Source organism: Methanocaldococcus sp. FS406-22 (assembly GCF_000025525.1).
Classification (GTDB): Archaea; AGJL01; Methanococci; order Methanococcales; family Methanocaldococcaceae; genus Methanocaldococcus.
The window spans coordinates 771,678-786,262 of record NC_013887.1 but is presented as its reverse complement, the minus strand read 5'-3'; the positions used below and the strand labels follow the sequence as shown (position 1 = coordinate 786,262).

Sequence of the window (14,585 nt, the reverse complement as noted above, 5' to 3'; positions counted from 1 at the left end):
TTGATGTGCCATAAACATGAACAAAACCGAAAAGTATATATAGAACCTCAACGGTATATTATCTCCAGGGAGGAAAATTATTATTATAAAAATTAAGATGGAGGGATTCTTATGGTTAAGGAATTAAAAGTTGCTGAAGCATATCAGGGAGATGTTGGGAGGGGTATTGCGAGAATAGACCCCTACACAATGGAAGAACTCGGGTTAAAACCAGGAGATGTTATTGAAATTGAAGGAACTAAGGGAAAAGCTTACGCTATAGTTTATAGAGGTTTCTTAGAAGATGCTGGAAAAGGAATTATTAGAATTGATGGTTATTTAAGGCAGAACGCTGGAGTAGCCATTGGAGATAGAGTGAAGGTTAAAAAAGTAGAGATTAAAGAGGCAAAGAAAGTAGTCTTAGCCCCAACACAGCCAATTAGATTCGGCCCTGGATTTGAAGACTTTATTAAGAGAAAGATACTGGGGCAAGTTTTAAGCAAAGGTTCAAAAGTCACTATTGGAGTTTTAGGGACTGCCTTAACATTTGTGGTTGTTAGTACAACTCCAACTGGACCTGTTAGAGTAACTGACTTCACACAAGTTGAATTGAAAGAAGAGCCAGTCAGTGAAATTAAAGAAACTAAGATTCCAGATGTTACATATGAAGATATTGGTGGTTTGAAAGAGGAAGTTAAGAAAGTTAGAGAGATGATAGAGCTTCCAATGAGACATCCAGAATTGTTTGAAAAGTTAGGAATTGAACCACCAAAAGGAGTTTTATTAGTTGGACCACCAGGAACTGGAAAGACTTTATTAGCTAAAGCAGTAGCTAACGAAGCTGGAGCAAACTTCTACGTAATTAACGGTCCAGAGATAATGAGTAAGTATGTTGGAGAGACAGAGGAGAATTTAAGAAAGATATTTGAAGAAGCTGAAGAGAACGCTCCAAGTATAATATTCATTGATGAGATTGATGCTATAGCACCAAAGAGAGATGAAGCTACAGGAGAAGTAGAGAGAAGATTAGTTGCTCAGCTCTTAACCTTAATGGATGGATTGAAAGGAAGAGGACAAGTTGTTGTCATTGGTGCAACAAATAGACCAAATGCATTAGACCCAGCTTTAAGAAGACCAGGAAGATTTGATAGAGAGATTGTTATTGGAGTGCCAGATAGAGAAGGTAGAAAAGAGATATTGCAAATACACACAAGAAACATGCCATTAGCTGAAGATGTTGATTTAGACTACTTAGCAGATGTAACACACGGATTTGTTGGGGCTGATTTAGCAGCTTTATGTAAAGAGGCAGCAATGAGGGCATTGAGAAGAGTATTGCCAAGCATTGACTTAGAGGCAGAAGAGATTCCAAAAGAAGTGTTAGATAACTTAAAAGTCACAATGGACGACTTCAAAGAGGCATTGAAAGATGTTGAGCCATCAGCAATGAGAGAGGTTTTAGTTGAAGTTCCAAATGTTAAGTGGGAAGATATCGGAGGATTAGAGGAGGTTAAGCAAGAATTAAGAGAGGCAGTAGAATGGCCTTTAAAAGCTAAGGAAGTATTTGAAAAAATAGGAGTTAGACCACCTAAGGGAGTATTGCTATTTGGACCACCAGGAACAGGTAAGACATTATTAGCTAAGGCTGTAGCTAACGAAAGTGGAGCAAACTTCATAAGCGTTAAGGGGCCAGAAATCTTTAGCAAATGGGTAGGGGAAAGTGAGAAAGCAATAAGAGAGATATTCAGAAAGGCAAGACAGTCAGCACCATGTATAATATTCTTCGATGAGATTGATGCTATAGCACCAAAGAGAGGTAGAGACTTGAGCTCAGCAGTTACAGATAAGGTTGTCAACCAATTATTAACTGAATTGGATGGAATGGAAGAGCCAAAGGACGTTATTGTTATTGCCGCAACAAACAGACCAGATATCATTGACCCAGCTTTATTGAGACCAGGAAGATTGGACAGGGTTATATTAGTCCCAGTTCCAGATGAAAAGGCAAGATTGGATATATTCAAGATACACACAAGAGCTATGAACTTAGCTGAGGATGTTAGCTTAGAAGAGCTTGCTAAGAAAACTGAGGGCTACACTGGGGCTGATATTGAGGCATTGTGTAGAGAAGCAGCAATGTTAGCAGTTAGAGAGAGTATAGGAAAACCATGGGGAATTGAAACAGCTTTAAGAGACTTAATCAACTACTTACAGAGCATTTCAGGAACATTCAGAGGAGCGGCTGTAGAGTTAAACAGTGTCATTAAAGCTACAAAAGAGAGAGAATCTGCTGAAGCAGGAGAGTTCAGTGAGTTAAAGAATGCCATTGGAAAGATAATTAGCGTTTTAGCTCCAGCTAAGGAGAAAATTGAAGCAGTAGAAAAAGAAGTTGATAAATTCCTTGAAATTATAAACAAAGAAGACTTGAAGCCATCAGAGAAAGATGAAGCTAATAAGTTAGCAAAATACTTAAAGGACATATTAGGCAAGTTAAAAGAAATGATAGACAACATCTACGAGTTGGAGAACAAGTTGAATACCTTAAAAGAACAAGTTTCAGCTGAAGAGATTGATGAGATAATTAAAACAACACAAAATATCATTCAAAGATTCACAACATCATTGGATGAGCTCAAGAACATATTAAAGGATATTGAGAGCATAAGATTGAAAGTTTCAACAAAAGATGTTAAGATTAAAAAAGAACACTTCATGAAAGCTCTCGAGAAGATTAGACCATCCGTAAGTAAGGAGGATATGAGAGTTTATGAAAAGTTGGCTCAAGAGTATGGAAGAGCCACATCAGTTGAAAAGAAAAAAGAAGAAGGTAAAGAAGTAATCTAAATCCTAAATCTCCCATTTTCCTTTTTTATCTTTTATTTTATAAGTTTTAACCCACAAACAATAAATAATATATTATATCGTCTATTTTAATGTTTATTAATGTTTACTCAAATAATTTTGCCATTAATCATCGCTAAGAAACCTCTGCTTTAAGCGGAGAGGTGTCATAAACTTTTTGAAGTGATATTTTATGTTTTTGCCAACTACTAAAGAAGAGATGGATGAATGGGGATGGGAAGAATTGGATGTTATTATTGTTACTGGAGATGCATACATAGACCATTATTTATTTGGAGCTTCTGTTGTTGGGAGGTATTTGGTTGAGCATGGTTATAGAGTTGGGATTATCTCACAACCAGATTGGAAAAATTTAGATGATATAAAAAGATTAGGGAAGCCGAATTACTTTTTTGCTGTAACTGCTGGGAATTTGGATAGTATGTTAGCTCACTACACACCACAAAAGAGATTGAGGGACTTTGACTCAATGTCTAATGAAGGGATAAGAAAGAGGCCAGATAGAGCTACAATTGTTTATACTAATTTAATAAAAAGGGCATTTAAAAATATTCCTATAGCTTTAGGAGGAATTGAGGCATCTTTGAGGAGATTTTCTCACTACGATTATTGGGATAACAAAGTTAGAAAGAGTGTTTTAATTGATTCAAAGGCAGATATTTTAATGTATGGGATGGGAGAGAAGAGCATTCTATCAATAACTAAAGCATTAGAAAGTGGAGAGAACATAAAAGATTTAGAAATAAATGGAACTGTAGTTAGAGTTAATAGAAAAAAGTTAGAGGATATAAAGGAAAGATATGATACTAAAGAACTACCTTCTCATGAAGAAGTTGTAAATAGCAAAGAAAAATACGCTGAAATGCATAGGAAGTTAATGACAATGGATAAAGTTATTTACCAAAAAGTTGGAAATCAATATTTAGTTCAATTTCCACCAATTTATTTAACTGAAAAGGAAATGGATGAAATATATGAGATGCCTTTTGAGAGAAGAGCTCATCCTTCTTATTCTTATGTCCCAGGAATTGTTCCAGTTCAGTTTTCAGTTGTAACACATAGAGGATGCTTTGGAGGCTGTTCCTTCTGCTCAATTCTACATCATCAAGGTAAGGTTATTCAAAATAGGAGTGAAAAAAGCATCTTAAAGGAAATTAGAAAATTATTGAATCATGAAGATTTTAAAGGAGTTATTCAAGATATTGGAGCACCAACAGCAAATATGTATAGAATGGGATGTAAAAAAGGTTTAGCAGATAGATGTCCAAAAAATTGTCTCTATCCAGAACCATGCGAGAATTTAATCATAAATCATAAGCCGTTAATTAAGCTCTATAGGAAAATTAGAGATATTGTTGGAGATGATGTTAGAGTTTATGTTAGAAGTGGAGTTAGATATGATTTAATAATGTATGATGAAAAATATGGTGAGGAGTATATAAAAGAACTCTCCAAATATCACGTCTCTGGAAGGTTGAAGGTAGCTCCTGAACACATCTCTAAAAAAGTTTGTAGGGCAATTCAAAAACCTGATGGAAGGTTATTTAAAAAATTTTTAGAGAAATATAGAGAAATAGCTGAAAAAGTTGGAGGAATAAAAGAAGTTTTGCCATATTGGCTTATTGCCCATCCAAATTGCTCTATTAAAGAGATGATTGAGTTAGCAGAATTCATCCATAAAAATAACTGCTATTCAAGGCAAGTGCAAGTTTTCACCCCAACTCCTATGACTCTATCAACAACAATGTATCACACTGGCATAAATCCAATAACTAACGAGAAAGTTTATGTTCCTTACACCTATAAAGAGAAAAAGATTCAAAAAGCCATCTGCCTATATAGAGAGGAGGAAAATTGGGAAAAGGCATTAGAAGGATTTAAAATGGTTGGATATAAAGGAATTATTTATAAGTGGATTATGAATCAGATGGAGAAGAGAAGAAAGCAGAGAAAGAATAAAAATAGAGAAAATAAAGAGCATAAGCAAATTAAATTTTAAATTTTGCAAAAAACTATAACATTCAAATGATGTCAATTTGCAATAAAAAATCTTATTCTTATTTATTTTTATGGAAATCCCATTTAAGAATTCTATAAAATTCTTAATACTAATTCTTCTTTTTGGGTTTTATATTATTATACCGTTTCCCATTTCCATAGCTTATCATAGCATTTAATAATTTATTATACAAACCGATAAGCTATGGAAACGGGTTGTCCTCAACCTATAGCTTCATCGGGAACACCGTTCCCTCAACTATAGACTCATTGGACTTCGGGCTGAACGGAGACAGCCCCATAAAACCTTTTATCAAATTTAGATACAATTACATTAGTCTCGAAGGCAGAGCCTCCTCATCGACCATAATATAAAAATAATGCTACGACTAAGTATTTATATGTTATGGTATGCTACAAAAACTAAGAAACTGTTCCAAACCCTATTTTTCCACAAAGTATAAATACTGTTTTATATAATCTCTATTTTCAAATATTCATGCCTCTAAAATAAATTAATAATATCCATTCCAATAAGATGATTTAGAAGTTTAGAAGCTCAAAAATAAAACCAAAACTCTGGGAGAGGATGAAAGTTATTAGAGACTCTATCCACAAAGATATATATTTAGACGAAAAAGAGCTGGAGATTATTGATAGTGAGGAATTTCAAAGATTGAGAAATATTAAACAGACTGGTTTAACATATTTAGTTTATCCATCAGCAAATCATACAAGGTTTGAACATTCCTTAGGAACAATGTTTATTGCATCAAAGATAGCAGAAAAGATTGATGCAGATATTGAGCTTACAAGAGTCTCTGCTTTATTACACGATATTGGACATCCTCCATTTTCTCACACATTGGAGATTTGCGGCTACAGCCATGAATCTTTTGGCAGAAAGAAAATTAAGCACATGGATTTGGATAATTTTTCAAAAAGTGAGATAATTAAAACCTTAAATAGGAAAAATTTAGAAGGGAAAATAATTTCTGGAGATGTTGATGCTGATAGAATGGATTATTTGTTGAGAGACAGCTATCACACAGGAACAGCTTATGGAATGATTGATTTACCAAGAATTTTGAGGAGCATAACAACCTTTGAGAGTTTTGGGAAGATTAAGATAGGGATACTAAAGAAAGGAATTCAGGCAATTGAATCGCTATTGGTTGCGAGGCATCAGATGTATTCAGCTGTCTATATGCATCCAACGGTTAGAATAGCAGATACTATGATAAAAAGGGCAGTAATAAAAGAAATACAGGAGAAAAATTTAGATATAAAAGATTTAGCTATTATGGATGATATTGCACTTGTTTCATTTTTGAGGATATCTGAAAACTATCTAATGGAGAGAATAGACAGAAGAAATCTTTATAAAAATCTCATAACCTATGGCTATTTTGATTTAAACCCAATAGAGAAATGGATTTTTGTTAATTTAGACGAAAAACAAGTATTATCATTAGAAAGTAGGTTTTATGAAGAATTTGGATGCGATATATTTATTGATATTTATCCAATTCCTAAGATGGAGGAGCATAACGTCTATATAATCTTAGATGATGGTGTTAAGAGATTAGATGAAGTTTCTCCGTTGGCTCAGAGTTTAAAACCGTCTGAGATGAGGTTGTGGAATATATCAATATATGCACCAAAAGAAAAAATCAAAGAGCTTAAAGAGAACAACGTGAAAGATAGGATAAATAAAATCTTAAAAGAGTTAGATGTTAAGGTTGAGAGTAAGTTAATTGATATTTTAAAGGAATATGGAACAATTACTGGAAAAGGGAGATTTTTAGAGATTGCTAAAGAACATGGCATTTCACCAAAAGAGTTTTACAATGAATTGCATAAATTGATATTCTGCGGTTTGATAAAAGAGAAATTTAATAGGAGGAAATATATCTATTGCTTAAACAATTTTGTGAAGTTATAAAATAATTAAAACATGTTTTTACATAGGTTATTGAATATTTTAAAGAATAAGAAAGCTTTTAAGGTGGTTAATAACTAAATTTAAATAATAAATATCACAATATAAGTAATAATTTTTATGGCAATAATTTATATATTTTTATTATTCATAAATGAGGGATTCTTATGGAAACCAACGATAAAAACAATTTATGGAAGAAATATTTAGAAGTTGCTAGAAAAAAAGATTATGAAAAGGCTATTTCTATACTGGATGAACTTTTAAAGATTAAAAAAACTCCAGATTTTTACGTAAGAAAAGGAAGATTATTAAAATCATTAGGAAGGTATGACGAGGCATTAGAATGTTTAGATAAGGCATTAAAATTAAAACCAGACTATAGTAGAGCATATTTTTTAAAAGGAGTTTTATTAATGAGTTTGGGTAGATTAAAAGAATCAAAAGAAGTATTTTTAAAATTATTAGAATTAGATAAACAAGAATCTAATATAGGTGCTAAATGTATAACCGCTACTATATTAATGCGACTTGGAGAGTTTGACGAAGCATTAAAAATCCTTGAAACTATGTTCGAAGATTATCCAAAATCAGCTATTGCTTGGGCTGAAAAAGGAGAAATACTATATAGTGAAGGAAAACTCAAGGAAGCGTTAGAATGTTTTGAAAAAGCTTTAGAAGTGAACCCTAAAGATTATCTTTCCTTACTATATAAAGGAGAAATATTATTTGAACTTGGAAAGTTTAGGGAGGCATTAGAATGCTTTGAAAAGATAATTCAGAAAAATGAAAAAGATATTCGTGCATTACTGTATGTTATACAAATTTTAATTTTCCTTGGAAGAATAACCGAAGCCAAAGAATACATCGAAAAAGCATTAAAATTAAATCCTAATAGCTCATTACTTTACGTTTATTATGGGATTGTTCTAAACAAATTAGGGAAATATAAAAAGGCATTAGAGTGGTTTGATAAAGTATTAGAAATTAGTCCTACTAATGTATATGCTTGGCATGGTAAAGCAGTAGCTCTTGAAAAATTAGGAAAAATTGAGGATGCTTTAGAATGTTATAAGAGAGCATTTGAACTCTTTGAATAAATTTTATAATCTATTTTCATATAAGGCCAAGCTCCAAATGACTACAGTCACTGAATATTCAATAGGACTTTCACAGGAATAAAATTTTTTAAGGAAAACTGATGTCTTTAGCATCTAAGTTCCAAATTATATATAAAAAATGTGAAAGTCCTATTCAAATTATTTTACTTCAATCCTAAAAATCCTCTACCAATTAAATGAGATATTCTCAAACACTCTGGAATTTTACTTTTAAGTTTTGTTTTTTCAATAATATTCTCAACAAAATCCCTATTAGTTCCAACATACTGAATATAAATATTATCTATTTTCTCTGGTTCTGGAAAGCTGTTTATAAGCTTTATTCTTTCATCTGCATCATCAAAGTATTTTTTAAGAGCTGAAAACATCTTCTCTTTATTTGGATACTTATCAATAACAACGATAACTGGTTTTTTAGTCTCTCTATTTATTTCCCATAAATCAGCTATATTAAATCCCCCAAAAGTTATTCCAGATAAAAAAATTGCTTTTATTTTTTTATAATGCTTTTCTTTAATGATACCTATTATCTTCTCTGTAACATCCATCCCGTCCTTCTTAAATTTTCTAAAATAAATGCCATCTATTATTCTATTCCCTCTCATATATGTACCTATCAAAATACACTCTTTATCTGTTCTATTAAAGGGGGCATCATCAAAACCTATAACTTCTATTTCATCCTTCATAAGCACCACAAATTTTAAATATCTTCCCATATATTATAATGAAGTTTTTATATATAAGTGAGAGCATGTCTAAAAAATGTTTCTGCATAAGTGGAAAAATATTTGCCCTAAATTTGTTTGGAAAGAGATACTCTAAAAAAATCATAAAAAAGAGAGATTTAAAAAAATATAGGCTATATCTTCATCCAGCAATTGCTGTTGATGGAATTATTGAAAAAGACAATAAAATCCTCCTAATAAAAAGAAAAAACAATCCATTTAAGGAATGTTTTGCCCTTCCGGGAGGATTTGTTGAATGTGGAGAAACTGTTGAAGAGGCAGTTGTTAGAGAAATTAGGGAAGAAACTGGGTTAATAACAAAGGTAAAAAGCTTATTGGGAGTTTATTCATCCCCAGATAGAGACCCGAGAGGGCATGTTATCTCAATTGTATTCATCTTAGATGTTATAGGAGGAGAGTTAAAAGCAGGAGATGATGCAAAAGAGGCTAAGTTTTTTGATTTAAATAATCTGCCAAAATTAGCCTTTGACCATAAAAAAATAATTGAAGATTATACGAGGTGGAAGAATGGTTAAGTTTTGCCCAAAATGCAACAACTTAATGCTACCAAAGGATGGAAAATTGAGATGTGTTGTTTGTGGTTATGAAGAAGAAACAACAGCTGAAGGAAGTAAAGAGTATGAATACAAGGAACACTTAGAAAATAAAAAAGAAAAAATTACAGTTATTGAAAGTGAGGGCTTAGAGACACTGCCTACAACAAGAATTGAATGTCCAAAATGTGGGCATAATGAAGCTTACTGGTGGCTACAACAGACAAGATGTGCTGATGAACCAGAAACAAGATTCTACAAGTGTAAGAAATGTGGGCATACATGGAGAGAGTATGATTAATCAAAATAGAGCAAATATTTAAATATAAGCTTTTTAGCTATTAAATAAAACCAATTATTTTTATAATTTTTTATGAATTTTGCAGATAATAAAGTTGCCATAAATATTTATATCTCAAACTCAAATCTAATTTATATAGGATTAAACCATAAAAGTGGGTGAATCTATGCCAGCAAAAGTATTAATAAATGGATATGGTTCAATTGGGAAGAGAGTAGCTGATGCAGTTTCAATGCAGGATGATATGGAAGTTATAGGGGTTACAAAGACAAAACCAGATTTTGAAGCAAGATTAGCTGTTGAGAAAGGATACAAATTGTTTGTTGCCATTCCAGATAAAGAGAGAGTTAAATTATTTGAAGATGCGGGAATTCCAGTGGAGGGGACAGTATTGGATATTATAGAAGAAGCAGATATTGTTGTTGATGGAGCTCCTAAGAAAATCGGAAAACAAAACTTAGAAAACATCTACAAACCTCACAAAGTTAAAGCTATATTGCAAGGGGGAGAGAAAGCAAAAGATGTTGAAGACAACTTCAACGCTTTGTGGAGTTATAACAGATGTTATGGAAAAGATTACGTAAGAGTTGTTTCATGTAACACAACAGGTTTATGCAGAATTTTATATGCTATAAACTCAGTTGCAGAGATAAAGAAGGCAAGAATCGTATTAGTAAGAAGGGCAGCTGACCCAAATGATGACAAAACAGGGCCAGTAAATGCCATAACTCCAAATCCAGTTACAGTTCCTTCCCATCACGGTCCTGACGTTGTTTCAGTTGTCCCAGAATTTGAAGGAAAAATCTTAACATCAGCAGTTATAGTTCCAACAACATTAATGCATATGCACACTTTAATGGTAGAGATTGAAGGAAATATTGGTAAAGATGATGTTTTAGAAGCTATCAAGAAAACTCCAAGGATTATAACTGTTAAAGCTGAAGAAGGGTTTAGTTCAACAGCCAAGATAATAGAATATGGAAGGGATTTAGGTAGATTAAGGTATGACATAAATGAGCTTGTTGTCTGGGAAGAAAGCATTAACGTTTTAGAGAATGAAATATTCCTAATGCAGGCAGTCCATCAAGAAAGTATTGTAATACCTGAAAATATTGATTGTATAAGAGCTATGCTTCAGATGGAGGAAGATAACTTCAAATCAATTGAAAAGACAAATAAAGCTATGGGTATTCAGTAAAATTCTGAATATCTCTTTTCTTTTTTATTTTTACATTATATTTATTAATTTCAATATTTTGGTATTATTTTAATAGAGGTTTATAACATCATGTTTAATTTACATGTTTATAATTCATAATTTTTAAATAAAGAAATATTTACAATAATTACTGTACGTATTGGGGTGAGAGTGTGATAAAAAAGCTTAAAGAAGAATTTTTTGAATTAACAGAAGAAGCAAAGAAAATTGCAGTAGAATTTGAAACTTTTTTTAAAGAAAAAGCTTCAAGAGAACTCCCTGAAGAACCTGAATTAGAGGAAAGTGAAATAGAAAAAATTGCTAAAATTGAAGAGATTCGTGAAGAAGTAGATGAAGAAATCCTCGAGTATCCAAATGTTGTAGGGGTAGCTACTGGATACAGAGTTAAAGCTGGAAAGGTTGTTCCAGAACTGTGCATACAGGTATTGGTTGAGAAGAAAATATCAGAAACTCAGCTTTCACAGTATGAAATTATCCCTAAAGAAATAAATGGCATCAGAACAGATGTAATTGCTACTGGCAAAATAGAGGCCCTTACATATAAAGGGAGATATAGACCAGCTTTTCCAGGGTGTAGTATAGGGCATTATAAAATAACTGCAGGAACTTTTGGATGCATAGTTCAAGATAAAAGAGACCATGATTTTTTAATATTGAGCAATAATCACGTTCTTGCAAATACTAACAATGCAAACATTGGAGACCCTATATTGCAACCTGGAAGATACGATGGTGGAGGAAGAATGGATATCATTGCAAGATTAAAGAGATTTGTGCCTTTAGTTTCAGGATATAATTTAGTTGATGCTGCAGTAGCTAAACCTTTGGATATGAAGTATATAAAAGCAGATATTGCAAAAATTGGAATTCCTACTGGTGTTAGAGAAGCTGTGCTTGGCTTACAGGTTCAAAAAACTGGAAGAACTACACAACATACAACGGGGAGAATCCTATCTACTAACGCAACAGTAATGGTGGGGTACGGACCGGGAGTGAGTTATTTGTTTAAAAATCAAATAATAACAACAAGAATGGCTGCTGGGGGAGATTCTGGTTCTTTACTACTTGATATGAGCAAAAGAGCTGTAGGCTTGCTATTTGCAGGTTCTCCAGTTATCACAGTTCATAATAACATATACAATGTTTTAATGGCGTTGGAAGTTGAATTAGAGCCTACTCAAAAGTATTATTAAATCATATGAGTTAAATCTTTTTAATAACAAAAATTGGGGAAATTATGGGAAAGGGATTCATAGCATGTGTACTTTTGTGAGCACACATACTATTTCATCCCCCTATCGACAGTGAGTGCCCGGGTTACCCCGCCCATAGAGGACGAGTTCCCCGAACGCTCACTGGAATCCTATCTCCCTCCACCTCGCCTAGCTCATCGACTTCATCGGGAGGATAGTCATCTTCAAAAATACTCGTATGAGTATTACAGTATATAAAGCTTGCTCACGAATACTCACAAAAAACTAAACAGTTTCGAGAAAGGCAAAACTCAATATGGGTAAGAGATAAAAATTGTAGAGTTATTAAACGAACTGGGCATTTACATATATATAACTGCCTGGGGGGAGGTATTTACAGGTTGGGTTATAAAAGACGGCCATGCAGAGGTAGAGCTTCCTCCTGGATGCTACATTGTAAGGGCAGGAATGCGTGGAGGCAATATATACAGTGATAGGGCCATAGTTATCGTTAGATGTGAAGATTCTGCCTGCATAAATTTAATACTGCCTAATTTTGTAGAAAAAGAGGCTCACGAACATGTAGAAGAAATTGAAGAAAAGAGAGTTAAATTTAAACTACTTGCTGGGGGAGGGGTTTGAAACATTTCTTAGTTTTTGTAGCATGTTGTAATATATAAATACTTATAGTGACAGATTATTATAAACAGCAAAAAAACTATTTAGTGAATAAACATGTCAGAAATAATCAAACTAACTAAAACTATAGTATTGAAAAGCAAGCCATTAACAAAGACAAAAATAAAAATCATAGAAAACATTATCGAAATGTATAAAGACGTTTTATCTATTGCCCTAAATTTTGGTTTAAAAAATAAGAGAAAAAGCCATAGAAAAATTAGAGAAGGAATCTATGAAGAAATAAAAATTAAATATCCAAAATTACCAACTCATTATATTTATACTGCCTCTCAAGATGCATCCACTCGAATAAAGAGCTTTATAGCCATGAAAAAGAAAAAGAAAGCATGCACTTCAAAGCCAGAAGTTAGAAATGTCTCCTTATGGTTGGATGATATTTTATTCAACTACAAAAATTTCAAAACCAATATAGAGAGATTATTTTCTATAAATAAAGAAGGGAAGAAAACCTTATACTTAAGATTATCAACTCCGAATGGTAGGATTGTTATTCCTCTAAAACCACATAAGCAATTTTTTAAACTGCTAAAAGAGGGTTGGAAGATAAAGGCAGGTTTTAAATTAAGGCTTAATAAAGAAGAGGGGACGATAGCTGTTTTAATTCCATTAGAGAATAAAATAACAATTAATGACAATTTTAAAGAAGTTTATGCATTAGATTTTAACTTAGATAATATAACTTATGGTAACTTCGAAAATATAAAGATGATAAAAACTTATTTAGGGAAATTAACCGAAAAATACTCTAATATAATGGCTAACATTCAAGAAAAATTCTCATTTAAAGGAATTCATAGGCAGGATAAACCGTTAAAGAGGAAAGGTTTTGTTTTACTTAAAAAATTCGGTAGGAGATTAAAAAATATTAGAGAGGACAAGTTAAAGAAGTTGGCTAATAAAATAGCTAAAGAACTTAGAGATAAAAATGCAATTTTAATTATCGAGGGCTTATCCCCCTATTTTAACCAAAATATTACTAAAAAATCATTTAAAAAACTAAAACATAAATTGCATAACATATCTGCTAAAAAATTCTTAGGTTATTTAAAAAATAAATGCTTAGAATTCGGAGTTAAAGTTGTTGAGGTAAATCCTGCCTATACTTCGGTATTATGCCCAAATTGTGGAAATAGGTTATCTCAACTGTATAAATTAGTCGATGAGAGGGCTCTGCCTTCGAGACCAATGTATTGTTTTGAATGTGGATTTTATGCTGATAGGGATGCTGTAGCTGTATTCAATTTGATAAAAAGATTTTGGGGGCTTTCCGTTGTCCCTAAAAGTCCAATGAGACCATAGTTGAGGGAACGGTGTTCCCGATGAAGCTATAGGTTGAGGACAACCCGTTTCCATAACTTATCGATTTGTATGATAAGTTATTAAATGCTATGATAAGCTATGGAAACGGGAAACGGTGCATTCCACCAGTGATGTTGGCACTTGGTATAGAAGCATTAAAAAGAGAGAATATTAACATAGAAGAGCTAAAAACAGCATATAAAGTTCTTATGAAAGCAGCAAATATAGATAAAAAACAAATTCTCTGTGAAATATCTATGGAAATTGAAGAGACTCATCAAAATTTGGATGAGATGGATGCTGAAGAAAGGAAAGAAGCTCGAGAATACATAAATATGTTAGAAAAACTGAAAGAAATATTGCAATCCACATAAACTATTTTTATTTTTTATTTAGTCTTAAGGTGTTGATATGTCAATAGAGGATGTGATAAGTAAGTATGAAGATGAATTATTAAGTAAAAAAGGAGTTGTAGGCGTTGGAGTGGGGGAATGTGGTGGAAAACCTTGTATAAAAGTATATGTTGTAAAAATAACTGATGAGCTAAAAAAACAAATTCCCAAACAATTGGATGGGTTTCCTGTAGAGTTGGAGGAAGTTGGTGAGATAATGGCCTTATAATAGAAATATCAACATCTACTTTTTTTATTTTTAAGAATCTATTTTTTTAGTGTCTTTCAAACATTT

At 32.5% G+C, this 14,585-nt stretch carries 13 protein-coding genes; 12 read left to right on the top strand and 1 reads right to left on the bottom strand.

The window, feature by feature from the left end:
* Positions 1-111 precede the first annotated feature (111 nt).
* The 4 genes from MFS40622_RS03915 to MFS40622_RS03900 all read left to right on the top strand — a co-directional run bounded on the left by MFS40622_RS03915 (position 112) and on the right by MFS40622_RS03900 (position 7,881).
* A complete protein-coding gene (locus tag MFS40622_RS03915) occupies positions 112-2,823 on the top strand; it encodes a CDC48 family AAA ATPase (protein ID WP_012980381.1) in 2,712 nt (903 codons plus the stop codon).
* Between the two features lie 190 nt (positions 2,824-3,013).
* Entirely contained in the window at positions 3,014-4,840 is a 1,827-nt protein-coding gene (locus tag MFS40622_RS03910; RefSeq protein WP_012980380.1) for a YgiQ family radical SAM protein, read from the top strand.
* A 588-nt stretch (positions 4,841-5,428) separates the two neighbouring features.
* Entirely contained in the window at positions 5,429-6,784 is a 1,356-nt protein-coding gene (locus MFS40622_RS03905; protein WP_012980379.1) for an HD domain-containing protein, read from the top strand.
* Between the two features lie 164 nt (positions 6,785-6,948).
* Positions 6,949-7,881, top strand: a complete 933-nt coding sequence (locus MFS40622_RS03900) for a tetratricopeptide repeat protein (RefSeq protein ID WP_012980378.1) — start codon at positions 6,949-6,951, stop codon at positions 7,879-7,881.
* A gap of 164 nt (positions 7,882-8,045) precedes the next feature.
* Here the strand turns inward: MFS40622_RS03900 and MFS40622_RS03895 are convergent, their stop codons facing one another.
* The gene (locus tag MFS40622_RS03895) at positions 8,046-8,591 is read right to left on the bottom strand and encodes a DUF99 family protein (protein ID WP_048197456.1); all 546 of its coding nucleotides are present in this window, start codon (positions 8,589-8,591) and stop codon (positions 8,046-8,048) included.
* Positions 8,592-8,656: 65 nt separating this feature from the next.
* Between MFS40622_RS03895 and nudF the strand changes: the two genes are divergently transcribed.
* The 8 genes from nudF to MFS40622_RS03860 all read left to right on the top strand — a co-directional run bounded on the left by nudF (position 8,657) and on the right by MFS40622_RS03860 (position 14,519).
* A complete protein-coding gene (gene nudF / locus MFS40622_RS03890) occupies positions 8,657-9,166 on the top strand; it encodes an ADP-ribose pyrophosphatase (protein WP_048197455.1) in 510 nt (169 codons plus the stop codon).
* Positions 9,159-9,485, top strand: coding sequence for a transcription factor S (locus MFS40622_RS03885; protein WP_012980375.1), 327 nt, complete (start codon positions 9,159-9,161; stop codon positions 9,483-9,485). Before nudF ends, MFS40622_RS03885 begins: the two co-directional genes overlap by 8 nt.
* Positions 9,486-9,651: 166 nt before the next feature.
* Positions 9,652-10,683: a type II glyceraldehyde-3-phosphate dehydrogenase gene (locus MFS40622_RS03880; RefSeq protein ID WP_012980374.1), complete on the top strand. Its 1,032-nt coding sequence runs from the start codon at positions 9,652-9,654 to the stop codon at positions 10,681-10,683.
* 173 nt (positions 10,684-10,856) lie between these two features.
* Positions 10,857-11,897, top strand: coding sequence for a hypothetical protein (locus tag MFS40622_RS03875; protein WP_012980373.1), 1,041 nt, complete (start codon positions 10,857-10,859; stop codon positions 11,895-11,897).
* Between the two features lie 468 nt (positions 11,898-12,365).
* Positions 12,366-12,539, top strand: a complete 174-nt coding sequence (locus MFS40622_RS09455) for a hypothetical protein (RefSeq protein ID WP_012980372.1) — start codon at positions 12,366-12,368, stop codon at positions 12,537-12,539.
* Positions 12,540-12,632: 93 nt separating this feature from the next.
* Positions 12,633-13,898, top strand: a complete 1,266-nt coding sequence (locus tag MFS40622_RS03870; protein ID WP_012980371.1) for a zinc ribbon domain-containing protein — start codon at positions 12,633-12,635, stop codon at positions 13,896-13,898.
* 89 nt (positions 13,899-13,987) lie between these two features.
* Positions 13,988-14,272, top strand: a complete 285-nt coding sequence (locus tag MFS40622_RS03865) for a hypothetical protein (protein ID WP_012980370.1) — start codon at positions 13,988-13,990, stop codon at positions 14,270-14,272.
* A gap of 37 nt (positions 14,273-14,309) precedes the next feature.
* Positions 14,310-14,519 carry a hypothetical protein gene (locus MFS40622_RS03860; protein ID WP_012980369.1) on the top strand — a complete coding sequence of 70 codons (210 nt, stop codon included), beginning with the start codon at positions 14,310-14,312 and terminating at the stop codon, positions 14,517-14,519.
* The last annotated feature ends 66 nt before the right edge of the window (positions 14,520-14,585 follow it).